The sequence below is a fragment of the Deltaproteobacteria bacterium genome (assembly GCA_022340465.1).
GTDB lineage: Bacteria > Desulfobacterota > Desulfobacteria > Desulfobacterales > B30-G6 > JAJDNW01.
On the sequence record JAJDNW010000012.1, the window covers coordinates 1 to 23,883 of the forward strand.

Consider the following 23,883-nt stretch of genomic DNA (forward strand, 5'->3'; position numbering starts at 1 on the left):
CGATCTGAATAGGTGACGACATGAACGGCTTGCTGTTTATCGATGACGAGGAGGGAATCCGGCGTTCCATCGTCAGAGCCCTGAAGGATGAACCCTATCGCGTTTACACAGCCGGCAACGGTGAGGACGGTATGGATGTGCTAAAGGAAAACCTTCCCTACATCGACATGGTGATCTCCGACTTCAAGATGCCCGGTTGGAACGGTGTAGAAACACTGGCGCACATCGGGGCGCTCCATCCCGAAATCACCAAAATTATTCTCACCGGTTATGCGACCATGGAAGCGGCCATTCAGGCTATCAACAACGGCGTGGACGGATTCCTCACCAAACCCTTCGACAATGTCGAGCTGCGGGCGAAGATCCATGAAATATCGGTTCGCAAGCACCTGAAACAGTTCGTCTCCGAGCAGATTTATAGAGAGATGGACGTATATAGGGGGGATTTGCGCAACAAATACCATCAGGTGTCGGTGTTGTTTTCGGATATCCGCGGTTTTACCCGTATGTCCAGTGATATTTCGCCCGAAGCGCTGGCCGATTTTTTAAACTACCGGTTCTTCACGCCCATGGGTGAGATCGCCTACCACCACCACGGGACGACGGACAAACTCATCGGAGACAGCATGATGGTGGTCTACGGGTCACCCGTCAGCCACGACAACGATGCCCTCATGGCCGTCAGGTCGGCGGTGAAAATGCAGAGGAAGGCCAGGGAAATCGATGACGGCCTGTTCAGGAAAAACGGCATGCGCATGCGCATCGGCATCGGCATATCTACCGGCAAGGTTTTTTCCGGCGTTTTGGGGTCCCTGCGAAAAAAAGAATATACATCCATCGGCATGGCGGTGAACATCGCCGCCCGGCTCCAGAGCATTGCCCAGAAGGGCGAGGTTCTGATTACCCGGGAAACACTGGAACTGACCGGGGGGGAGATCGAGGCCGAGTCCTTGCACCCCGTCTATGTCAAGGGCTTGGACGACCCCATCGAAGCGTACCGGGTGGTTATTTTAGACTGACCGCATTGCCGGGGGTCGCGCCCGTGCCGCTCACCAGAACCGCTGTCGCGCTTTCCTCCGTGACCGCAACCACCTTCAGTTCACCGATGACCGGTCCCGGAATACGGTACTGACTGCCGAATGCACCGGCCATAACCTGGTCGTTTCTGTAGACATAGAGATGGTCACCGGTTTTCAAGCCTGTTTTTAAACCGGATGAGATGACGGCGTTCTGCCCGTTTGAATCAACAATGAAGCCTATCCAGTGAATGTTGGACACCGTTTTACAGATATCGTTGCTCATATCCGCTACAATGCGTTCGAAAATGTTCTCGATAGCGATGATGTCGAAATAGCCGCTCTCTTTTTCTGTTTCCGACGCTTCGACGACGTCAATCTCGACTTCGCGCAGATAGGTTTTGTCAAGAAGCTTGGCGCCTGTTTGCGTGTCGTATATTTCCGCCGTAACGGTAACCTGTAAATAGGTGTGTTCCCCGGAGATCCATCCGGTTTCATTGCGCTGGCGTATGTCGTTGATCGTGCCCGTGATGACGGCGTTGAATCCGTTGTCCCGCCCGGTTTCGATCAGGGCCATGTTGTCCACCAGCCCGGAATCGAGCATCGGCAGTTTTTCATATGCTTCCGGATAATCAGGCTGACCGGGGATGATAAACACCGGCTTCCAGCATTTTTTGGTGAGTGTTTCGGTCAGGCTTTCCTGAAAAGGCCGTTTGAGATAGGCATCGCCAAATCGTTTGTGGTCCTCGAAGCGGGTGATGCAGACCCGTTTTTTCAGATGGTGGCCGGATCGGCCCGGTTTGTAAATCTTGGGTGTGGATGAACAGCCCTGGTTGACTGCCAGACAGGCGCATAGAATCGCCGTCAAAAGCGGCAGGCGCGTCACCGTCCTGAAAACTTGTGTCGCGTTCACGTGCATTTAATCTCCAAATGTCGCCGTCACGGTGGTATCGATACCGCCCCTCGACGTAAAGTCACCGATAACTTCCATGGATTTGGGCTTGAGAGCCCCTACCAGGTCTTCCAGAATGCGGTTGACGACATGTTCATAATAAATGCCTACATTGCGGTACTGCATCAGGTAATACTTTAAGGATTTCAACTCGATGATTTTCCGGCCGGGCGAATATTTGACGGTAATCCGGCCAAAGTCGGGCAGGCCGGTCATGGGGCACACCGAGGTGAACTCCTGATGACGGATAACGATTTCCACGTCTCTTTTCCCGGCATAGTGATAGTCGATGGGGTGCAGCTGGGCGGCATCGACGATATCAGGGCTATCGGTCCGGTATTTCACTACATATTCATGATCTGGCAACATGGATAATCACCTCCTTGTAATTTGCCGTCCATACCGATTGCCATGCGTCTATTCCGCAATAGAGGCCCTTCGGAACGGTTTTCCGGCGGCCACTATAAATATCATCATATAATCAAAAATCAAAGCCCGTTCTTGATATTTACATGGGAACGTTTTAATCAGGTAGCGACACCAAATTCAAATGGTCAATTGTTCGAAATGTAAAAGCAGCGCAATCAGCATCTGTCTATGTTTCACGCGCTGGAATGAATGCAGCGCTCACTGCAGGTGAGGGCTTATGGGAGTAAATCAATGGCATCGATGGATGAACAGATACTGCGCGCGGTCAAGGAAATCGTCGTCAAGTTCATTGAGGCCGGAAGGGTTTCTCCGACCGGCTTTGAAGAAACTTTCAAAAGCGTTTATCGGACGGTCAGCGAGACAGCCCGGGGCGCGGGCGCATCGGACGAGGAAGAATAGGCGGAGCGTTGACCTTAATGCCGCGGCTGACGCCGGGCCGGCAGGAATCGCCAACCCAATTCGGCTCAGGGCTCAATGAGCGGCGGCCCAGTTGTCCCCCGAGTCGAGATTGACCTTCAGGGGAACCTTCAGGCTCCAGACGGTTTCCATCACGTCTTTCACCATCGCGGATACGGCGTCGAGTTCTTCCGGGGGGATCTCAAGAATGATTTCGTCGTGCACGGACAGAAGCATGGCGCTGCGATAGCCCCCCTCGACGAGGGCCTTGTCGACCTCTATCATGGCGATTTTGATGAGGTCGGCCGCCGATCCCTGAATGGGCGTGTTGACGGCTATGCGCTCGGCAAACCGCCGCAGGTTTCCATTTTTGCTGTTGATATCGGGGATCAACCGTATTCGCCCCGACAGGGTAGCGGTCTTCTCCGATTTTCTTGCCTCACGGGTGACCGCTTCGATAAATGCCTTTACCCCCCGGTACCTGCCGAAATAGTTGTTGATATACGTTCTGGCCATTTTCTGGCTGATGCCCAGGGATTTCGAGAGACCGAAGGGACTCATGCCGTAGATGATGCCGAAATTGATAATTTTCGCCTGGCGGCGCAGATCGGCGGTAATGAAAGAGGGAAAGACCTGAAACACTTCCGAAGCGGTGCGGGTGTGAATGTCTTCGTCCTGCATGAAGGCCTCGATCAGAATTTCGTCCCCGGAGCAGTGTGCCAGAATGCGCAGCTCGATCTGGGAGTAGTCCGCAGACAGGAGGCGCCACCCCTTCCTGGGCACAAAACACCTGCGAATCTCCCTGCCTTCATCCGTGCGAATGGGGATGTTCTGAAGGTTTGGGTCCGAACTGCTCAGCCGACCCGTGGCCGTGACGGTTTGATTGTAGGAGGTGTGGATGCGTTTCGTTTCAGGGTTGATGAGGTCGAGCAGCGCGTCGGCGTACGTGGATTTCAGCTTGGCCAGGGTGCGATGCCGAAGGACCCGCTCGGGCAGTTCATGCTTTTCGGCCAGGGTTGTCAGCACCTCGACATCGGTGGAGTAGCCCGTCCGTTTTTTTGTTTTTTTCTGCACCGGCAGCTTGAGCTTGTCGAACAGTATGCTTCCCAGCTGCTGGGAGGACTTGATGTTGAAACGTTCACCTGCCAAAGCATAGATTTCCTCTTCGATCGCTTTCAATTGTTCTTCGAATGAGGCCGACAGTTTTTTAAGCTTGTCCCTGTCCACGTGAATGCCGCGCATTTCCATACGCTGCAAAACGGGTACCAGCGGCATCTCGATGGTTTCGAAGAGCTCGATCAGCCCCAGCTTTTCGATTTCGGGCTTTAACACCCGATAGGCCATGAGGGTGACGTCGGCATCCTCGCAGGCATACGGAACGGCCTTGTCGATCGGGATTTCCGAGAAACTGACCGACTTTTTCCCCTTTCCGGCGACATCTTCGTAAGTAATGGTTTTGTGGTCCAGAAAGTCCAGCGCTATCTGGTCCAGGTTGTGCGCCCGTTTGGAGGGATTGATCAGATAGGAAGCCAGCATGGTGTCGAAGACCACTCCCTGAAGGTCGATGCCGTGGCGCGCGAGCACGATCCAGTCGTACTTGATGTTTTGCCCGATTTTGCCGATGGCGCCATTTTCGAATACGGGCTTCAGCCGGTCGATCACGGATCGGAGGTCGAGCTGTTCGGGAGCGCCGAGGTACCGGTGCCCGCAGGGGATGTAGTACCCCTCGTCGGGCTTTGCGGCAAACGAGAAACCCACGAGGTCGGCGAGCATCGGGTTGACCGATGTGGTCTCCGTGTCCATGGAGATCAACGGCGAGTCGGTCAACAGGCTCACGAGGTCGTCCAGTTCCTGAAGGCTCATCACCGGCCGGTAGGTCTTGTTGCTCAAATCGGCCTCCCTGGGAAACAGCTTTTGCAGCTGCCTGAATTCCAGCTTCGCGAAGAGCTTTGACAAAACGGCCGTGTCCGGGGAGGCGGCTGCATAGTCGGACAAGCGAAAGGAGAGGGGGGCGTGGGTATCGATGGTCACCAGCTTTTTACTTAGAAACGCCTGTTCCCGGTAGCGGACAAGATTCTCGTGCTGTTTTTTCTTGGTAATCGTATCGACCCGTTCATACAGGTTTTCCATACTTCCAAACGCCTGGATCAGGGCGACCGCCCCCTTGGGGCCGATTCCGGGAACGCCGGGTACGTTGTCGGAGGCGTCGCCTGACAGCCCCATGACATCCACCAGTTGACCGGGATCGACACCGGTTTTGCGGATGGCCGCCACGTCGAATTCGGTTCCCTTCATGGGGTCGAGCATGGTCACATTGTCGGAAATCAGCTGTTTGAGGTCTTTGTCGGCACTGACGACGACGGCTTTGAATCCTTGGGCTTGCGCCACTTTTGCCGCGGTGCCGATGAGATCGTCGGCTTCGTAGCCCGGCATCTCCGCGGTTTTGATATTGAACGCCCGGGTGACTTCCTTGATGTAGGGTATCTGAACCACTAGATCTTCGGGCATAGGCGGTCGATTGGCCTTGTAGTCGGGGTAAATGTCGTGGCGGAAGGTCGGCCCTTTGGCGTCGAAAAACATGACGAGCCACTGCGGTGCCTTTTCTTCGAGCAGCTTCATCAGCATGCGCGTGAATCCGAACACGGCGTTGGTCGGCAGTCCCCTGGAATTGGACAGCCCCCTGATGGCGTGATAGGCGCGATAAATGTACCCGCTGCCGTCGATGAGATAGACGGTTTTATCTCCGGTTGGATGCCCGTCCATTTTCCCTGTGGCGGTTGACATGGTGTTTTCCTGCCCTAAATTTTAATCAGTAAAAAACCGTATTGTATTTTCCGTAAAAATGCAAGACAACCGGGACATAACAGCATATGACCTCCACTGCGGGTAAAAAGTCACGTGGCAGAAAAAGGAGCAGGACCCGGGACAGAACCTGCCACTGCTGCAGACAATCCGCCCCTTTCTGCTGGACCTGCCGCTGCGGGTTCAGGATATGCCAGACCTGTATGAATGAAAATGTGTGGGGCATGTCGTGCAACGGCATTACCTGGCAGTGCCCGGACTGCGGCGGACAGAACGGTTTCGGGAATCAGTGAAAACCACCGACATCCGGATATTCCGTCATGGAAAACCCGGTCCTCTGGGCCAGGTCAGAGAAAATTGGCAGGGCCGGTGATAGCGATAGCAAAATTCCAAGCACGAAACCCCTACAGCCCGGCATCAACTTGGATATTGAACATTCTTTTTTCAAAAAACAACCAATAATCAAGTGGCCAACACCCTTCAAGGGCGAAACCAGTGCAGGATCCTATGGGAGCGGATATCTACTTCAGAATAGTCTCCAGATCCTTCAGCGTTTCGATGTGGTAGGAGGCCGACAGCGCCCGATTCCCGTAGGCCGCGAATGTCACGCCGGCACTGCTCGCCGCCACAGCATCCACCTCTGAATCGCCGATGTAAAGAATCGCGGCGGCCTGGACGTTGAAGTGCCGGGCTATCTTAAAGAGTCCTTCCGGATCGGGTTTGGGACGGGCGACGTCGCTAGCCGTGACAACCAGGTCAAAATAGGACTTCAGGTCGTGATTTTCGAGGACCCTATCCATCGTGTCGGTACGATTGGTGGCGATGGCGGTCCAATAGCGACCGCGCAGTTTGCCCAGCAGAGGCAACAGGTTGGGCTCCATGGCCATCTCCTTGACAAAGGGCAGGTAGCTCATTTTTTGCCGTTGTTCCTGGGCGCGGGCAACCTTTTTCGCATCCTGGAAAAGGAAAGCGACGGATTGATCGACCGTGTGGGCGTGGACGTATGCGAACTGTTCGTCGGTCACAGGCGGCATGCCCTGGCTTTTTAGCAGGGTATTGTAATATGCCCGGTTGGCCGTGGAGGTGTCGAACATGACGCCGTCACAATCGAAGGCGATGACTTTATATGCGCTGTTCATACGTGACCTTAGAATTGGAGCATTCGCCATATATATATGTTCCGTTTCAACATTGGATGGGGCATACGGAACGGTATTCTGACAAACACTATAAAATCCCAAGTTGAGCGTTTCACTCTTTCACGTCCGTTTTTTCCGGTGCCGGCTTCGGAGCGGTGATTCGGCCGTACACGTTGATTTTGAGAACCGGCTGGATGCTGCTGTCGGTTTTCAGGGAAAGCACGTCGTGATATCGGCCGGGGTCGGTTTTCTTGTTAGTGAGCATCAGTTCGTACCCATTTCCTTCCGGGAGCTCTTTTTCGCTGAGTGAAAACTGAATGTTATCTCCCTTCATAGCGGTTACGCCGGTAATCTTGAAGGGATGTTTTTTCTGAGGAACAATGCTCACCGGGGTGGCGATCGGCTGCCCGAGGACACCGATGAGCCGGACATAGGAGGGCTTGATGTCGACGAATTTTTCCACCATGCCGGCAATGGACAGGGTGACGCTCGGGTGTTGCGGATCAGTCGAGCTGACGACCACGTTTTTTCTTACGGTTCTGCCGGGGTATCCCGTTGTGCTTACTTTCAGGCTTATTTTTCCCTCGCCGCCGGGAGGAATCTGCCTCGGGTATGAGGCAACCGTGCATCCTCACCCGGTTCTGACCCGGGTGATGTTCAAAACGGCGGTGCCGTTATTTTGAACGATGAAGTCGTGGATCACCGGTTGCCCGGCAACGACATTTTCAAACCGGTAGTTGGGCTCGGGTATCGACATCGCCGGGGAACCTTCTGCGGTTTCTGCCGCCGGGGTCGACATCGCCTGCCGCTTGCCGGACGGAGCCGCCTGGCTAACTTGTTTGCGGGCAGCCGTATCGACGGTATCCCGGCCTTCCGCCTCTGTGCCGCCCGGCGTGCAGGCCGCAAACAGAATCAACAGAGACATCAGGATCTGCAATAAGGGTTTCATGGTGTCTGCTTCCTTTGAACGTTGTTTTCGGTTAGCGTGGCTGCCAGAAAAACGTTCCGAATGGCGTGGACGGCCGTCCCTGATATTTCGAGTGTCAATCGGAACATGCTTATGGCAATGGGTGTAGACCGCTTACCATTTGTCTGGTTCGCCGCAAAGCATTCAATCTAAAGTTCTCGCGACTAATTGTCAAGCCGGATCACATCATGAAAAACGGGTCGACATCCACGGCGGTCTTGACGCTTCGCTCCGTGCGCATTACCTGCGAGTCGAAAAGGAGCCGTCGAATATAATCACGCAAAACGGAAATGGTCAGGCCTTTCAGGAGCATTTGCCATCGGTGGTGGGATGCGATTTTGGCAAAGGGCGCCTCCAGGGGGCCGTAAACGCGGATTCCCTTTTTAAACTTGGGGTCTGAGCCGATCAGGGATCTGGCGAGATCTCCCAGTGCCTTGGCCTGCCTGCGGCCCCTGTCCTGGTCCCGGCTCGAGATTTTAATCTGGACCATTCGTGAGAAGGGGGGATAGTCCAGGGCTTGGCGGGAGATGATCTCTTTGCGGTAGAACGCGTCGAAGTCTTGGCTTTCAGCACACTGGATGCTGAAATGCTTCGGGTTGTAGGTCTGCAGGATAACCCGTCCCGGCGTTTCTCCCCGGCCCGCGCGCCCGGCCACTTGAGCCAGGAGCTGAAAGGTGCGCTCCCCCGCCCGAAAATCGGGAAAACTCAGGGAGAGGTCGGCACAGATGATGCCCACCAGCGTGATGCCCGGAAAATCATGTCCCTTGGTTACCATCTGCGTCCCGACCAGGATATCGATTTCCCTGCTCCTGAGCCCTTTTAGAATTTTAATCACGGATCCCTTGCGGGTAACGGTGTCGCGGTCCATTCTCACGATCGTCTTCTCCGGGAAGAGGGATTCCGCGGCGGAAGCCACTTTTTCCGTCCCGATGCCCAGCTTGTGAATCTTGGGGGAACCGCAGGCCGGGCAATTGGAAACGGATGGCATGGAAAATCCGCAGTAGTGGCACCTGAAGGCATTGTGCTTCTTATGAAAGGTGAGCGTGATATCGCAATTTTTGCAGGTAACCGGGCTGCCGCAGGAAGCGCACACGGGAAAGTTGGCAAACCCCCTGCGATTCAGGAACAATATGGCCTGCTCGTCTCTGGCCATGGTTTCCGTGAGGGCGGTCAAGAGTTCCTCGGAAAAAAATTTCCGCAGCCCTTTGTGGTCTCTCGAGCGGCACAGGTCGACGACGTTGATCTCGGGGAGGTGACGTTGTTCGACCCTTTTTGTCAGTTTGACCAGAGAATATTTCCTTCTCATGGCGTTGTGATAGGATTGGATGGATGGCGTGGCGGACCCCAGCAATACGGTCGCATGCTGCTGACGGGCCCTGATGACGGCCAGGTCCCGGGCATTGTAGCGCAGAGCACCTTCCTGCTTGTAGGACGTGTCGTGCTCTTCGTCCACGATGATGAGGCCGATGCGGTCGAGCGGGGCAAAAACGGCGGATCTGGCCCCGATGGCGATTTCAACACGCCGATTCATCACTTTCTGCCACTGGTCCAGTCTTTCCCCGGCGGAGAGCCCACTGTGCAGTACGGCGATACGATCGCCGAACCTCGCCCTGAAGCGTCTTTCCATTTGGGAGATGAGGGAGATCTCAGGAACCAGGACGAGCACCGACAGGCCGATGTCGAGGGTGTGCCGGGCCAGGCGCATGTAGACCTCCGTTTTCCCGCTGCCGGTCACACCGGCCAGCAGGAAGGGGGCGAATCCTTTGCCGACGGTTCTTCCGATCGCCTCAACCGCTTTTTTCTGCTCTGCCGTGAGCTCGGGGGGAGGGGTGCTTTGCACGGGTTGTCCCAGCGGGTCGCGGTAAATGCGTTCGGAGGTTACGGCAACATACCCTTCCTCGGCCATTTTCCTGATAAGTGCGGGTGCATTGGCATTGGCGCTTCGCAGGCGGCTTATGGGCAGGGGGCCTTCACGGCGCAGCACGTCGACAATTTTCTGTCGTGCGGCCGATATCTTAGTGTCGGGCAGCTTTTTTTCGATGAGAGAGGCGTGGCGCTGCATTTTAGCCCGCACGCCATCCGCTTTGAGCATCCTCACACTTTCAATCCACCCCTGATCGATCATCTGCTGCAGCATTGCCGCCGCCGAAAGGCCGTTAGCGGATTTTCCCAGGTCACCGGGGCGCAGAGGGCCTGCCGACGAAAGTTTTTTCAGGAAAGTTTCTTCCATGGGCGCAAGGATTTTTGCATTCAAGGCTTCACGGCCCTCAGGCGTGATGGTCAGGGCCGGGCGCTCGTAGGTGTGCAAGCCTGCCGGAAGGGCATTTTTGATCACCATGCCGATCGGGAAGAGGTAGTAGTCCGCTGTCCATTCGAACAGCTGGACCATTGCCGGCGGGAACAACGGCTGGTGGTCCAGGATTTCATGGACGGGTTTGGTTGCATCGACGCCTTTCGATGCGGTGATGTCGAGGATGTATCCGCTCACCTTCCTTTTTCCAAACGGAACCAGGACCCTTTTGCCAACGGCGACGATGGCGGCAAGATGCTCGGGAACCGAATAGGTGAAGGTTTTGTTCACGGGCAGGGCCACGGCGATATGGATGTACTTTTCTTTTTCCGTCATAAGAAAGGCCGCAGCTCACATGGCCCGTTTACGGGCTGAAATTTGAATGATTATATTAGGTTGAAACATTTTGCTGCATATGCTATGATGAATATAACCGATTTCAATCACCGATGGCAAATGGCAATTTTTTTCAAAGGAGGCGTTCATGTTTAAACTCACAAAAAAACCCATGGTTGTTTTTCTGCTCGTCGTTTTTGTCACGGTTTCATTGGCGGCGACCGGCTTCGCCCAGGCCGACATGCAGGGCGATGAGATTACCACGGAGGAGATGATGGTGGATGCTTTGCTCGTCCGTCCGCTGGGCATTGTGGCTACCATACTCGGCGCAGGCCTTTTTGTTGTTTCGCTTCCCTTTTCGCTGTTGGGCAGAAATGTCGGTGAAGCCGGTACCAAACTGGTTGCGGATCCGGCCAAGTTCACTTTTGTAAGGCCGCTGGGCGAATTTTAACTATTCTGCTGACCGACAGCGTGCCCTCATGGACAGGCGACGCCGCCTGCCGGTGCAGGGCGCTTTTGCCATGCGGGTCATCATGCGGAGCAATCTGACCGGAAAAGGAGAGTGACGTGGCGATACACATTGTAGACCATCCGCTTATCAAACACAAATTGGGTTTCATGCGCAAAGAGGACGTGACCGTCAAGGACTTCAGAGATCTATCCTCCGAACTGGCCAGCCTGCTGACCTATGAGGCGACCAAGGACCTGGAAACGGAAAAAAAAGTCATTCAGGGATGGGCGGGCACCGTCGAAGTCGAACGCATCAAGGGCAAAAAGATCACCGTTGTACCGATCCTCAGAGCCGGTTTGGGCATGATGGCCGGTGTGCTGAACCTCATTCCTTCCGCTAAAGTGAGCGTTGTCGGTTTGTACCGCAACGAGGAAACGCTCGAGCCGGTCAAGTACTATGTCAAGATGACCAGCCAGATGGAGGAGCGCATCGCCCTTATACTGGATCCCATGCTGGCAACCGGCGGGACACTCTGTGCGACCATCGATTTCCTGAAGGAGTCGGGTTGCCAGAAGATTCGCGGCATTTTTCTCGTCGCCGCACCGGAGGGCATTGCCCGGGTCAAGGAAAAGCATCCGGATGTCGATGTGTACGTGGCCGCCGTGGACGAGCGCCTGAATGAGATCGGTTACATTCTGCCGGGTCTGGGCGATGCGGGGGATAAAATATTCGGTACCAAATAAAAGCTTGAGACCAACCAAAAGGGCTGCACCGGATGGCAACATCGCCCGGCGCAGCCCTTTTTCTTTCTACCGTTCATTTATAGGAACGAAACTCGTTTTCGCAGGTCCTGTGTAAATCTGCCGCGGGCGGGACAGCTTCCATTTGGGATCATACATGCTTTCCTTCCACTGGGCAATCCACCCCGGAAGCCTTCCGATGGCAAACATCACCGTGAACATATTGGTCGGAATGCCGATGGCGCGCAGGACGATGCCGCTGTAAAAATCGACGTTGGGATAAAGGTCGTGGTCGACAAAGTAGCTGTCTTTGCGGGCGGTTTCTTCCAATCTTTTTGCGATATCCAGCAGCGGGTCGTTGATGGTCACCTTGGAAAGCATGCTGTTGCACATCTTTTTCATTATCTTGGCCCTGGGGTCATAGGTTTTATAGACCCTGTGGCCGAAACCCATGAGCCTGAAGGGGTCGTTTCTGTCTTTGGCCCGGGCAACCGCCCGGTCGATATTGCCGCCGTCGCGTTGTATGTCGGAGAGCATTTCTATAACCGCCTGGTTCGCGCCTCCATGCAAAGGCCCCCACAGGGCCGCGATACCGGCGGAAATGGCGGCATACAGGTTTGTCCGCGCGCTGCCCACGATGCGCACGGCAGATGTCGAGCAATTCTGTTCGTGATCCGCGTGAAGGATCCAGAAGACCCTCAATGCCTTGACGACATCCTCGTTCAACTCGTACGGCTTCACGGGCGAGTCGAACATCATGTTGAGGAAATTGGCGCAGTAGGCAAGGTCCGGCCGGGGATAAACCACCTTGTGCCCCCTGGAAATTTTGTATGACATGGCCGCCATGGTTCTCACTTTGGCCATGAGCCGGGTCACCATGATGGTGCTTTCTTCCTCCATGCTGGTCAGGGCAGGGTAAAAGCTGCGCAAGGCATTCACCATCGACGACAGAATACCCATCGGATGGGATGCCCTGGGAAAATTCTGGTAGAAGAGCTGCATGTCTTCGTGAACCAGGGAATGATCGTTGAGCAGGATGGAGTAATTGGTAAGCTCTTCCTGGTTGGGCAGCCGGCCGTTAATCAACAGATATGCGGTCTCCTTGAACGTCGCTTTCTCGGCGAGTTCTTCGACCGGTATCCCCCGGTAGCGCAGAATACCTTTTTCGCCATCCATGAAGGTGATGTCGCTTGTGCAGCTGCCGGTGTTGGCATAGCCCGGATCGAGGGTGATGAAACCGGTCTCTTTTCTGAGATTGGAGATGTCCACCGCTTTTTCACCTTCCGATCCGGTAATAACCGGCAATCTGATAGCCTTGCCCTTATAATTTATTTCAATGTATTCATCCATTGTTTCTTCCCCAACGGTTTCGGTGCGCGGAGCGCGGATTGTTACCGCCTTCGTGGCGGGGCGGTCGGCATGGTGTGGCTTTACCCTGAGCGTTACACCCTGCTGTGTATACAGGACTATCCCCATTCGGTCAACCTTTCCTGCGGGCGTGAAGCGTCGCCCGACTGGCGCACGGGTATCTTCACGCCAAAACCTCGAGGTTGCAAAATTCCGCGGGCTCCGGCGCCGGGCGTCCGAGGATGAAAATACCGGCGCGGTTTTATGGATTAATGCGGCCCGGTATGATAAGATCCAAAACAGGTATGCTTTTCCATCCTCGACCGTGGGCTTTTGCCCGATAAGGGAGGTGTCCTGTGTCTTTTAAAGAAAACCTGCTGCGCAAAATTAAAATCGACGACCTTGTCGGCCGGGTGCTTGCGTCCATCGGGCCTCCGGGCAGCGAAAAAAAGCTGAATAAAGAGGCTATGCAGGAATTGATTGCTTTGAGCGACTTTACATACAAGAGAAAAAGGGATCTGGACCTCTACATTCGGCAGGTAGAAGGCGGGCAGGACACCATTCTGGTTCTGGACAACGAGCTGGCGTTGTACAGGACCACTTCCGAGGATGTGGCCATGCGCAAAAGCCCGACGGTTAAGGAAATGGTCAATATCCGCAACGCCATCAAGATCCTGAAGGATTCAGATGTGGTTGTGAGCCGGCGGGAGACGACGGTCAAATCCATTCGCGAAACCTGTATTGAAAGCCTCGACCTGAGTTACGGCGACGATGATATCGCAGCGATAAAAAAGGACGGCATCGCCGCGTTGGAAAATGCCTATTTGGACGGCGTAAAGGAGGCGCTATCCTTGTTAGCGGAGCTGATGGGATATACGCTGCTCCCCGCATCGATCACCGTCCCGCACTGCTACATGGTTGGAAGAAAGGATAAAAAAACATCCGGGGAAGAGGCCTACGGCCCTGTAGTGATTTACAACCTGATGGTTAACCAGCTCAAACTGGTCGATGACCCGGTGGGCGTTTACGACAAGGGAAAAATGGAGGAGCTGCACCTGGTTGCCAGGGGAGAACGCGAGGCCCCCTTCGAAGGAGCCGCCGTTTTTGAAGAACTGGCGGCCCGTTTTCTCAAGAAAGAGCCACAAGTCGACGGTTTGTATAAACGCACATAATTGACGACGGCCTTGCAGTTCTGACAGATGTTGGGTATAATGCCGGCCAGGTTTGCCTACGGAATTTTGTAAAGGGGGTCTGCGGAAGCCATGCCCGAGATGATGTATATGGTTGACGATCAAGCGACCGTCGTCTGCCCGCTGTGTTCAAAAAAACAAAGCATAAACGTCCGGCAGTATATCAAGCAGAAATCGGCTGTGGCGATGGTTTTGAGCTGCCCCTGCGGTCATACCTGGACGATGGGCCTCGAAAGACGCAGACACTACCGGAAACCGGTGAAACTCAAGGGACGGTACAGCTATGAGAGTGACGTCCACGTGGACGGGACGTCTGCCGTCGGCCGTTTTCTCGGCAAAGGCAAGATGAAAGTCGTGGATCTTTCACTCCGGGGCTTGAAAATCGAGCTTAAAAAAAGACCGCAGTTCAATGTCAACGACCAGCTTTCCGTGGAATTCCGCCTCAGGGACAAGAAACGGACGCTCATAAGGGAAAATGCTTTCGTCAAAAGCGTCAGCGGCAACTTTGTCGGAGGCGCTTTCGGCTCGGCAGTGGCGGAAAATTCCTCCCTGGGCTTCTACCTGATGGGATGATAAAAAAAACACCCGGAAGGCGCGGGTATTCGATATTGGAATGTCCGGTTTGTCCGGGTCGATGGATGCAACAAAAGGCGCCTCCCGGAAGCGCCTTATTTAGTACGCTCGATAACATACTGATACACTTTGGGATGGGTGCAGACTTCGTAGTATTTTCTGGAGGTCAATTTGATAACCTGCATGGTTGTCGGGTTGACTTGCGGTACTAGCGCTTCACGAATGATGAGCCGCTTGTACCGGCCGGTGGTTGTCGGGAATTTTCCGGTGTAGACTGTAAATCTGTCTTTTTGAAGCTCCGGGATATGGCAGTCCAGCGCCCTGAGATTTATTTCTTCGGAGAGTTTCTTGAAACCGGAGTCGTTCAGTTCGATTCCGTTGACATTGTACCTCATCAGGAGATCGTCGGATGTTTTGCCGAGCGTCGCCTCCCTTTCGCTCTGGAAGACATACAGGTTGAACGGCGTTGATCTGTCCCGCAGTGAACTCCTGACGAGTCTGGAGCAGCCCGACTGCCTGTCGGCCAGATTGATGGCAGAAGAGATCATGACCCTGCGCTCACCGTCAAAGAGGAAGGTGGGAGGGGTGCCGTTGTAGTTGATGCCGATGCCCAGTTCAAGGACAGGCAGCTTGTTTTTCTTGTTTTTTCCGTTATAGCGGCTGATGATGAGCAGCATGTTGATCGCCATGCCGCAGGCCCTGGCAACGCCGTACCACCCTTCAGGTGCGTTTTCCCGCTCATAAATCGACAGTATGATCGCATCGCCCTCGATAAACACCTTGTCCGCGCCATAGTCGTTCAGCGTTTCCGAGATCGGGTTGAAAAAATTGAGACTGAAGTAGGATGCCGGATTCAATCCCCTTTCATTCATCTGGTGGGTGATATCTGTCGATCCGCGTACGTCGGCTTTTATCACCACGTGGTTGATGATCGGTTTTTTGTCCTGCTTTTGTTCGTGGGGAATCAGAAATTCGTAAAGCGTGTTGTTTGCCCTGGACAGATTCAGGATTTTTTCTTCCGAGGCAAGGTTGATCCTCTCCATAGCCTCACTGAACATATTGAAATTTTCTATGTCCCGGTGGTAGCGGGCAATTCCGTTGACAAAGCGTATCAGATACGCCTTTTTAGCGCTCGTCGTGAGCAGCTCCATGCGTTTTATTTTTTTCTTGAGCGGCTTCATGGAAAACGGCTGGTGATACAGTTTTTTCAGGCGCTTCAATCGATTTACGACCGCTTTTCTCGATTTGGAGTCGATCATGAAATGCAGGATCTGTTGAGGAACGAGAGGCGGGCAGTACTGCTTGTAAACATCACGCATTTCATAAGAAGCGGTAATCCGATGCATCAAACCCGTTTTATCGAAGGACCGGTAGAGCGTTTTCAGCACCATCTTCTGGTTTTTCAGCTGCCGCTTGAAATCGAGGCGTTCTTTTTTGGAAATTCCCTTTTGTTTTTTCTTTTTGATATCATCCTGGAGTTTGTAGCAGTTGATGAGTTTATCGATGCTTTCGTCGTGCTTGAGGAGGCTGCTGACTTGGAGGTCGTGCGCCTTTTGTCCCTTTTGGACGTTTTCGGCCCCACGCTCCCCGTTCGGCTCTTTATTGTGAGCCACCCTGTCCATTCTTCCCATCCGGCTCAAAAGCTTTTTAAGTTGATCGATGAGGGTGTCGTATTTGTCGGGATCTTCCAACCGGCGGCCGAAGATGACATCATACTCTTCGATGAGAAAAAGATCGTAAAAGGGGTTTTCGGTGTGAAAAATAGGATTCGCCAGGATGTCATCCGGTAGAATCGCTTTCCCTCCAAAGTTGGCTTCCCGCATCGCCTTGATCGAATTCAGATTAACCGCCGTCAGATAGCGGAACAGCTCGCCGCCCACGTTTCTCAGGATGAGCTCTTTGTTTTGAAGCACGCTGGTCAGGGATTCCTTTATTTTCACCGCTTCGCCTATGTCCTGGCGATCGGTTACCTCGTACTTTCTGATGATATTCTTTATCTGACCGGCCATTCTGGAAAAATGGCCGCGCACCTCGGCGACGAGGTACTTGACGACGGCGAGCTGTGCCAGGAAATCGATCTGAAACTCATTCTGCTGCTTGGCCTTGTTGACGGCGTCTTCCATCATCTTTTGGTAAATGTGCTGAAAGTCGGCGACCCTCTGCGACCAGGCCGCTGGTTTTTCAACGGGGAAAATGTCATAGGTCTTGAAATGTCTGGCAATCAGCTGCGGAATGATTTTGCCGGCGGCAACACGAAAACTGGGACTCAAGTATACGTCATGGCGGATGTTGTCGACCCCGGGCATGAGCCTGCCGATGGAGAAATTAAGTGCGTAGGCAGAAAGGGAAAATTCGCTGAGTCCCGGCAGCTTGTGATTCTTTTTAAAAGAAAAAACCATGGGGAAGATTATATCATTAATGGGCAAACATGTCCAATTCCTGTTGAGCACCGGTAGCAATCACGAGTCTGTCGCCATGCGGCTTTACCGGCTGTCAGCTCTTATGGATCAGATACGCCAGGTAACCGCCGTACGCCGTCAACAAGACGATGCCGTCGGCCCGGGAAAGGGTGTAGGTTTTGCGAATCATCAAGAGCGGCATGGCGCTGACCACCATCATGACCAGGTAATCGATGAAGAGGCCGCTGGTCATGAAGCCCCCGGGGATGACAATCGGGTTCACCAGGGCGGCAGCCCCCAGAACGCCCAGGATGTTGAATACGTTGCTTCCCACGAGATTCCCCAGGCTGATGTCCATTTCCTTTTTCATGGCGGCAATGACCGACGTGGCCAACTCAGGGAGGGAGGTTCCGAAAGCGACCACGGTGAGGCCGATGAACTTTTCACCCACACCGAACACGGTCATGATCTTGACGGCCGCATCGATGAGAGCTTCGGCGCCGATGACAACCCCGGCAATGCCGGCTACGATCAGACCGAGCTGCTTGAAACGACTGTCCACGGGGCGGATATCGGAAACGTCGCACTGCCTCACTGCGGTTGTCTCACTGACGGTCCGCGTGGCAACGCGATAGTTGTAGTAAATGTAGACGGCGAGGGCGGCCACCAGTGTTACGCCCTCCATCCTGCTGATGGTGGAATTGCCGGAAACGATCAGCAGGTAAAGCGTGACCGCCAGCATAACGGGAATGTCACGCTTGAAGGCCGAAGGATGGCATCGTATGGGCTGGAAGAGAGCGGCCATGCCCAGAACCAATGCGATGTTGCAGATGTTGCTGCCGACGATGTTGCCCACGGCGATCATGGACTTGCCTTTGAAGGAGGATACGAGGCTGACCACCAGTTCAGGGGCCGATGTCCCGAAAGCGACGACGGTCAAGCCGATAACGATGGGTTGCATCCCCAGGCTGCCGGCCAGGCTCGAGGATCCCCTGACCAGCCATTCCGCTCCATAATAAAGCAGGAAAAGCCCGATGATGAAGAGAACGACATTAAGCGTCATGGAACAACCTCGCTATTTCGTCCACGTCGAAAGCGGGCCACGCCTGCGGCCCGGCATGATTTTCGGCGAAAACCCCTACCTTCGAGTCCATAACTTCTCCGATGCAGCTGACGGCAATACCCGCTTTTCGGATAGCGGCGGCGATCGATGCCCGGCTCTGCCGACGGCAGCATATCAGCAGGGTGCCCGAGCCGATAAGCCCGAGAGGGGAGATCCCCAGCAGCCGGCAAACGGTTTCGGTTTCGGGGTACACGGGGATGGCGTCCATGTTGATGCTGATGCCATATCCCCCGGCCGCGCTCAACTCCAGCACGGCTGTGGCGAGGCCGCCTTCGGTTACATCGTGCATGGCGCTGACGTCACCCGTTTCGACCGCCAGGCGGGCTTCTTCCATGATACTCACCCGATCGAGAAGCTGCCGGCAGCGCTGAATCTCCTTTTCGGAAACACCCAGTGTTTTCAACCTGTCGCCGAATTCCCGGGCGATAATGGCCGTTCCCTCCACTGCGATTGCCTTGGTCATCAGGACCTTGTCGCCGGGTCGCACCGCGCTTTTGTCGATCAGGCTGGCTTTCTTCACGGTTCCGACCAGGGAGCCGACCACCACGGGCCGGGTGACGGCGTCCGTGATTTCCGTATGCCCGCCGCAGAGGGTGATGTCGTACCGTGCGGCGATGCGGTTCAATTCTTCCATGGTCAGCCAGATGGCCGATCCGGTTGAGCCGGGTGGAAAAAGCAGGGTTGTCATAAACCAGCGGGGCACCGCCCCGGAAGTGGCTATGTCGTTGGCGTTTACCAGGACGGCGTATTGCCCGACCGCATCGGTGGCAAACGTGATCGGATCCGATTTGAGCACCAGCACCTCGTCGGTGGAAATGTCGGTCGCCGCCGTATCTTCACCGATGCCGGGGGCGATGATCAGAGCCGGGTCTTGGATGACCAGGTGGTCGAGGAATCGGTCCAGGAGGCCATTGGGCAGTTTGCCCTGCGGCAGCGGCAGCCCCAAGTGCACAACGTCTTTGACGTCGTCCAGGTGGGAGACCACAAAATCACTGCCGATGTCGGGTATTCCCGCTGTCAATTCGCTTTCCAGTAGAATCGTGACCGCGCCGGCCTGCCTGCCGGCGTCCACATCGAGCATGTGGTCTCCGACAACGATGATTTGATCCGCATCAACCCGCAGGTCGGCGGCGGCTTTCAGGATGCCTTCCGGTGAAGGCTTGGGGGAGATGGGGTCGTCCCGGGTAATGATGACGTCGAAATCCTCCTGCCTCGTTTTTCGAAAATTTTTCAAGGATATTTCAATGGACGACCGGCTGTTGCGGGAAATCAGGCCTGTGCGCAAACCAAGGCTTTTAAGGTGGGCCAGCAGGGACTCCGCCCCGGTGTTCGGCAACGAATTTTTGGCGGCGTTCGCTTCGAATGCCTCCAGGATATCCCCGGCCTTTTTTCTTTCCTCCGGGCCCGGCAAAGCGGCGATGTATTCGAGGATGTGCGCATCCGCCGGGCAGCCCACAGCCGCCTTGACGGCATTGAAATCGATGGCGCCGGGGACCGTCAGCGTTCCGTCGAAGTCGAACAGTACCGCCTTGGCGAGAAAAGGTTTTTTCAACATCATGTCGTTCGGCAATATAGCGCTCCTGAATTCAAATTCACCATTTCCGGCTTGTCCGGGTTGGGTATACATTACCCTAACCGTGGCATCCGCCACCCCACGGTATATAGGATGATCTTGGCGTTACCACAAGGAAATTGTGGGTCGGGAATTCAGGGCAGTTTTCTCTGCGGACATTTAGAACAGAGCCGGTAAAGCTGGTGAAGCGTTTTTTCCGAAAGCATGACCCGGGGGGCGGGGTTGATCAGCGCCAACCGCATGGGGATGCTGCTGCGGTGCGGGCAGACGTCCGTATTCAGGTGTACACATTTCAGAAAAAGCATTTCAACAGGTTGGAAACCATTTTCCATGATGCCGTTCTCCCTGCTCGCGGGATTCCGCCGGATTTGATTTCGGCCGGGCAGTTCACGGGCAATCAAACCACATTCCATGAAAAATGGTATACGAGAAAAATTGATATGATATACGGATATGAAATAGCTAATCCCGATACGTGATTAAAACCGGGGCAGCGCCATGTCCGGGGTATTTCCCTTGATGGAGCCGGCATCCGATCCCAAAAAATCGGCCGTTACAACCTGTTCGCACATGCCTTTTATTTTTTCCAGCACCACCACGTGATCGGGGTGAACCCGGTAGCGTTCCAAGGATTCCTGGTTGGCAAAAAGTGACACCAGGGCAAAGTCATAGGCCCGTTCAGACGGGATGATGTTGCGGCCGAATTCGTAGACCAGTATCTCGGATATCTTGTTCGGCAGGTCATCCAGGCGTTCTTCCAGCTGTTCAATGTCGCCGTCCGCAACGTCTGGTTTGAATTTCAACAGCACAACATGGTTCAGCATAACCGTTTCCTCCCTTTCATTAGAAACAGCCGGTCCGGCTCAAGGGCGATTTTTCTTTAGCCAAAATCCCATTGGCTAACCCTCTTTGTGCTGATACATGTTTCTAATGTGAAAAATTTACAGTGACGTCGTTCATACAATAGCGACGAAGTCGCGTTTCATAAAAGCGTGGTACACGCTTTTATTTTCGGGCGATGTCGGCCGCGGTACAGTCAAGCAGACGGGCGATATCCGCCGGGGACATTTTCAGCATCACGCCACGCTGGCCGGCGTTGATAATGGCCGTGTCGTGGCCGAGCAGGCCGTTTTCCATGACGCATGGCAAAGAGGCCTTGGTTCCGAAGGGACTGATACCCCCCACTTGGTAGCCGGTCAGGCGCTCAGCCTCATCCGGTCCAGCCATGGCGGCCTTTTTTACACGACAGGCCTTGGCCATGCGTTTGAGATCCAGTTCCCGGTCTCCGGGCATCAGCGCCAGGGCAAACCGTTTTTCATCCAGCTTGACGACAAGCGTTTTTATTGTTTTTCCCAGGGAAAAACCGACGGCCCGGGAGGCAAACGCCGCTCCCTTTTGAACGTGATCATATTTGACGATGTCAAAAGATGCGTTCCGGCCGTTTAGAAATTTGATAGCGCGTGTTGACATAAACGATTGCTTGGTTATCATCTGCATATCGTTTTTACAAGAGCGTCAATAAACCTCAACGCGGCAATTTCGAGGTAAATACATATTCAGGGAGGAACCAATGGCCTACACAAAGAGTGATTACAAAGAGGATGTCGACAGGGTATCCGCCGTTTTTGAAACCAATATGGGGAGCTTCGAGGCCGAACTGTATGCCAGGGAATGCCCGGAAACCGTGTGGAATTTTGTCAACCTGGCGGAGGGACGTCAGGAGACGGACCGGAGCGGCAATTTTTTTGACGGGCTGTCTTTCCACAGGGTCATCGAAGGGTTCGTCATTCAGGGCGGCTGCCCGCAGGGGAACGGCATGGGGGGGCCGGGGTACCGGTTCAAGGATGAGTTCGATTCCTCCCTGCGCCACGAGAGCGAAGGGGTTCTATCGATGGCCAATGCGGGCCCGGGGACCAACGGCAGTCAGTTTTTCATTACCCTGGCACCCACACCCCACCTGGATGACCGGCACGCCGTGTTCGGCAAGGTGACCAAGGGGATGGACGTGGTCAACAAGATCGGCGCCGTCAAGACGGGACCCATGGACAGGCCTCTGGAACCGGTGGTGATGAACCGGGTGACCATCGAGCGCCCCTGAAAGAAAAACACCCCGGCCATCAATGTCCCCAACGGGGAATGGGAGAAAATCCCTCTTCCCACGGCGAAGGCTCCAGTCTGACGATGTGAGGCTGTGTCAGGTGCGAAGGTTGTTGCGGTCTTCCTTTTCCTTGATAATCTCAAGAAGGTAGCGTCCGTAAGCGTTGTTGAGCATGGGGGTGGCGATCCTCTGCAGCTTTTCGCCGTCGATATATCCCAGCCGGTAGGCGATCTCCTCGACACAGGAGATTCTGACCCCCTGCCGGTTCTGGATGGCCTGAATGAAGCTGGCCGCCTGCTGCAGCGCTTCTTCGGTGCCGGTGTCCAGCCACGCAAAACCGCGGCCGATCAATTCCACCTTGAGCATCCCCCGCTTCAGGTAGTCGGTGTTGACGTCCGTGATTTCCAGTTCGCCGCGTGCGGAGGGTTTCAGCTTCTCGGCAACCCTGATGACGTCGTTGTCGTAGACATACAGGCCCGGCACGGCATAACTGGATTTGGGTTTGGCGGGCTTTTCTTCGATGCCGATGACGTTTTTGTTGCGGTCGAATTCGACAACGCCGTATCTCTTGGGATCCCTCACGCGGTACCCGAAAATGAGACCGCCTTTTTCAAGCGTCATGGCCCTTTTGAGGATCCTGGGAAGATTGTATCCCTGGAAAATATTGTCCCCGAGAATGAGGCAGACCGTGTCGTCTCCGATGAATTCCCTGCCGATGATGAAGGCCTGCGCCAGCCCTTCCGGGCGCGGCTGCTCCCGATAGGAAAAATTCAGCCCCAGGTGAGAGCCGTCTCCAAACAGCTTTTGGAAAAGAGGCAGGTCCGCCGGTGTCGAAATGATCAGAATGTCCCTTATCCCCGCCAGCATCAGCACGGAGAGGGGGTAATAAATCATGGGTTTGTCATACACTGGCAGAAGCTGTTTGCTGACGACGTGCGTCATCGGGTAGAGCCTTGTTCCTGACCCGCCGGCTAGAATGATTCCTTTCATGATCCCTCCATCCGCTTGAGAAAACGGCTGTAATGCTCCGGGTCCTCATTTAAAAAATATTTCAAGTAAGTTACGTTTTTATTCATGCCGTCGCGGTACAGGTTTCTATCGATGCCCCAGCGGGCCTTGAAGTGCCCGGTGAGGATCCGGTCCACGCCGCCCAGGTCATCGGCCAGCCGGCTCTTTATATGGCTGTTGAAAACCAGAGAGTCCCGGAGCAGTTCCAACTCGCTGCCATAGTCCCGCATACCGGCCTCCCTGAATTCCTGATAGAGGAATTTCAGTTTTTCCAGGTAGCGGCGGTCGGCGGTCTGCCCGACGAGGTCGGCGGTTGCCAGCATCTTTCCCATCAGTTCGTTTGTGCGGGTTTCAAAGAGGATGGTATGAACCGGCAGGCTGAGGTCGGTGCACAAGAGGGCGGCGCGGCATTTCCGGTAATCATACGTCGAATACCCCTTGCGTCGCATGTATGTCCGCATGAAGGCGATTCCCCGGGGAATGTGTACCTGGGAAAAACGGGCACCGGTTCCCTCGGATTCCGAATCGCGTTGGATGTAACCGACGTCGTGCATGAGAGCGGCGATCAGCCCGAGAGTGATGTCCCGGCTTTTCAGAAGGAAACCACTCAGACGGGCCCCGTGAATCAGGCGGGCCATGGCCAGCACCGTGTCGGTGGTGTGGTTCAGATCATGATAGGGGGTGTTGCATTTGCGATAGCCGGGGTAGTGCCCGTTAAAAAGCCTCAGAATATCCTGAAAGGCACGTTCGAGCTTTTCAATCTCACCGTACCCGGCGTCGATGGATCGGACGATGGTTTTGATTTCTTCGAGCACACTGGCGGGATTGTTCATGTCCACCAGTTCCGACAGACGCGGTTCGCATTTTTTCCGGTGGCCGGCTGGTGCCGGTTTGATGGCTTTTTGATGCATGGCGTCGATGGTATTGCCCCGTTTTTTTTGCTTTGCACGGTTCCCCGCGGCGCTTGTGCGTTCATCAGGGGTGGCTCTTCTTACGAATCGGCGCCTCAATAGTCAATAAAAATTGTAGAACGATTTTTTATGGGATGCGGTTG

24 protein-coding genes are annotated in these 23,883 nt (G+C 54.6%); 8 read left to right on the forward strand and 16 right to left on the reverse strand.

The genetic code is table 11. The annotated features are described in order from the left end of the window. The first annotated feature begins 20 nt into the window (after positions 1 to 20). Positions 21 to 1,019 carry a response regulator gene (locus LJE94_02055; protein MCG6908889.1) on the forward strand — a complete coding sequence of 333 codons (999 nt, stop codon included), beginning with the start codon at positions 21 to 23 and terminating at the stop codon, positions 1,017 to 1,019. On the opposite strand, the gene LJE94_02060 is transcribed toward LJE94_02055, so the two are convergent. Together LJE94_02060 and queF are read right to left on the reverse strand one after the other, a co-directional pair. Next, positions 1,006 to 1,929: a hypothetical protein gene (locus LJE94_02060; GenBank protein ID MCG6908890.1), complete on the reverse strand. Its 924-nt coding sequence runs from the start codon at positions 1,927 to 1,929 to the stop codon at positions 1,006 to 1,008. The two genes, LJE94_02055 and LJE94_02060, sit on opposite strands and share 14 nt — an antisense overlap. 6 nt (positions 1,930 to 1,935) lie before the next feature. Beyond that, entirely contained in the window at positions 1,936 to 2,337 is a 402-nt protein-coding gene (queF, locus tag LJE94_02065; GenBank protein ID MCG6908891.1) for a preQ(1) synthase, read from the reverse strand. A gap of 291 nt (positions 2,338 to 2,628) precedes the next feature. Here queF and LJE94_02070 point away from each other — a divergent pair, with 291 nt between their 5' ends. Continuing rightward, entirely contained in the window at positions 2,629 to 2,796 is a 168-nt protein-coding gene (locus LJE94_02070) for a hypothetical protein (GenBank protein MCG6908892.1), read from the forward strand. Between the two features lie 72 nt (positions 2,797 to 2,868). Here the strand turns inward: LJE94_02070 and polA are convergent, their stop codons facing one another. After that, positions 2,869 to 5,577 carry a DNA polymerase I gene (polA, locus tag LJE94_02075; protein MCG6908893.1) on the reverse strand — a complete coding sequence of 903 codons (2,709 nt, stop codon included), beginning with the start codon at positions 5,575 to 5,577 and terminating at the stop codon, positions 2,869 to 2,871. 86 nt (positions 5,578 to 5,663) lie between these two features. Between polA and LJE94_02080 the strand changes: the two genes are divergently transcribed. Continuing rightward, complete coding sequence (locus LJE94_02080; protein MCG6908894.1) at positions 5,664 to 5,888, forward strand: hypothetical protein; 225 nt, start codon at positions 5,664 to 5,666, stop codon at positions 5,886 to 5,888. Between the two features lie 228 nt (positions 5,889 to 6,116). Here the strand turns inward: LJE94_02080 and LJE94_02085 are convergent, their stop codons facing one another. The 4 genes from LJE94_02085 to priA all read right to left on the reverse strand — a co-directional run bounded on the left by LJE94_02085 (position 6,117) and on the right by priA (position 10,327). Beyond that, positions 6,117 to 6,734, reverse strand: coding sequence for an HAD family hydrolase (locus LJE94_02085; protein ID MCG6908895.1), 618 nt, complete (start codon positions 6,732 to 6,734; stop codon positions 6,117 to 6,119). Positions 6,735 to 6,846: 112 nt separating this feature from the next. After that, a complete protein-coding gene (locus tag LJE94_02090; protein ID MCG6908896.1) occupies positions 6,847 to 7,257 on the reverse strand; it encodes a hypothetical protein in 411 nt (136 codons plus the stop codon). Positions 7,258 to 7,365: 108 nt separating this feature from the next. Then, on the reverse strand, positions 7,366 to 7,683 hold the full coding sequence (locus LJE94_02095) for a DUF1573 domain-containing protein (protein ID MCG6908897.1): 318 nt from the start codon (positions 7,681 to 7,683) through the stop codon (positions 7,366 to 7,368). Positions 7,684 to 7,882: 199 nt separating this feature from the next. After that, positions 7,883 to 10,327 carry a primosomal protein N' gene (gene priA / locus LJE94_02100; protein MCG6908898.1) on the reverse strand — a complete coding sequence of 815 codons (2,445 nt, stop codon included), beginning with the start codon at positions 10,325 to 10,327 and terminating at the stop codon, positions 7,883 to 7,885. Positions 10,328 to 10,499: 172 nt separating this feature from the next. On the opposite strand from priA, the gene LJE94_02105 reads away from it, so the two are divergent. Together LJE94_02105 and upp are read left to right on the forward strand one after the other, a co-directional pair. Next, a complete protein-coding gene (locus LJE94_02105; protein MCG6908899.1) occupies positions 10,500 to 10,778 on the forward strand; it encodes a hypothetical protein in 279 nt (92 codons plus the stop codon). A gap of 116 nt (positions 10,779 to 10,894) precedes the next feature. Continuing rightward, the gene (upp, locus tag LJE94_02110; GenBank protein MCG6908900.1) at positions 10,895 to 11,521 is read left to right on the forward strand and encodes a uracil phosphoribosyltransferase; all 627 of its coding nucleotides are present in this window, start codon (positions 10,895 to 10,897) and stop codon (positions 11,519 to 11,521) included. Positions 11,522 to 11,587: 66 nt separating this feature from the next. On the opposite strand, the gene LJE94_02115 is transcribed toward upp, so the two are convergent. Then, positions 11,588 to 12,868: a citrate synthase gene (locus LJE94_02115; GenBank protein MCG6908901.1), complete on the reverse strand. Its 1,281-nt coding sequence runs from the start codon at positions 12,866 to 12,868 to the stop codon at positions 11,588 to 11,590. 353 nt (positions 12,869 to 13,221) lie between these two features. Here LJE94_02115 and LJE94_02120 point away from each other — a divergent pair, with 353 nt between their 5' ends. Further along, complete coding sequence (locus LJE94_02120) at positions 13,222 to 14,037, forward strand: hypothetical protein (GenBank protein MCG6908902.1); 816 nt, start codon at positions 13,222 to 13,224, stop codon at positions 14,035 to 14,037. Positions 14,038 to 14,145: 108 nt separating this feature from the next. Continuing rightward, positions 14,146 to 14,628: a PilZ domain-containing protein gene (locus LJE94_02125; protein MCG6908903.1), complete on the forward strand. Its 483-nt coding sequence runs from the start codon at positions 14,146 to 14,148 to the stop codon at positions 14,626 to 14,628. 95 nt (positions 14,629 to 14,723) lie between these two features. Here the strand turns inward: LJE94_02125 and LJE94_02130 are convergent, their stop codons facing one another. From LJE94_02130 to LJE94_02155, 6 genes are all read right to left on the reverse strand, one after another. Continuing rightward, positions 14,724 to 17,054, reverse strand: coding sequence for a hypothetical protein (locus tag LJE94_02130; protein MCG6908904.1), 2,331 nt, complete (start codon positions 17,052 to 17,054; stop codon positions 14,724 to 14,726). A gap of 67 nt (positions 17,055 to 17,121) precedes the next feature. Beyond that, positions 17,122 to 18,090: a calcium/sodium antiporter gene (locus LJE94_02135; protein MCG6908905.1), complete on the reverse strand. Its 969-nt coding sequence runs from the start codon at positions 18,088 to 18,090 to the stop codon at positions 17,122 to 17,124. Continuing rightward, entirely contained in the window at positions 18,080 to 19,720 is a 1,641-nt protein-coding gene (locus LJE94_02140) for an HAD-IA family hydrolase (protein MCG6908906.1), read from the reverse strand. Before LJE94_02140 ends, LJE94_02135 begins: the two co-directional genes overlap by 11 nt. A 137-nt stretch (positions 19,721 to 19,857) precedes the next feature. After that, a complete protein-coding gene (locus LJE94_02145; protein MCG6908907.1) occupies positions 19,858 to 20,055 on the reverse strand; it encodes a hypothetical protein in 198 nt (65 codons plus the stop codon). A 147-nt stretch (positions 20,056 to 20,202) separates the two neighbouring features. Continuing rightward, positions 20,203 to 20,547: a Dabb family protein gene (locus LJE94_02150; GenBank protein MCG6908908.1), complete on the reverse strand. Its 345-nt coding sequence runs from the start codon at positions 20,545 to 20,547 to the stop codon at positions 20,203 to 20,205. A gap of 181 nt (positions 20,548 to 20,728) precedes the next feature. Beyond that, entirely contained in the window at positions 20,729 to 21,193 is a 465-nt protein-coding gene (locus tag LJE94_02155; protein MCG6908909.1) for an aminoacyl-tRNA deacylase, read from the reverse strand. Between the two features lie 100 nt (positions 21,194 to 21,293). On the opposite strand from LJE94_02155, the gene LJE94_02160 reads away from it, so the two are divergent. Then, positions 21,294 to 21,821: a peptidylprolyl isomerase gene (locus LJE94_02160; GenBank protein ID MCG6908910.1), complete on the forward strand. Its 528-nt coding sequence runs from the start codon at positions 21,294 to 21,296 to the stop codon at positions 21,819 to 21,821. Positions 21,822 to 21,917: 96 nt separating this feature from the next. On the opposite strand, the gene rfbA is transcribed toward LJE94_02160, so the two are convergent. Next, the gene (gene rfbA / locus LJE94_02165) at positions 21,918 to 22,811 is read right to left on the reverse strand and encodes a glucose-1-phosphate thymidylyltransferase RfbA (GenBank protein MCG6908911.1); all 894 of its coding nucleotides are present in this window, start codon (positions 22,809 to 22,811) and stop codon (positions 21,918 to 21,920) included. Beyond that, the gene (locus LJE94_02170) at positions 22,808 to 23,740 is read right to left on the reverse strand and encodes a hypothetical protein (GenBank protein MCG6908912.1); all 933 of its coding nucleotides are present in this window, start codon (positions 23,738 to 23,740) and stop codon (positions 22,808 to 22,810) included. Before LJE94_02170 ends, rfbA begins: the two co-directional genes overlap by 4 nt. Positions 23,741 to 23,883: the final 143 nt, after the last annotated feature.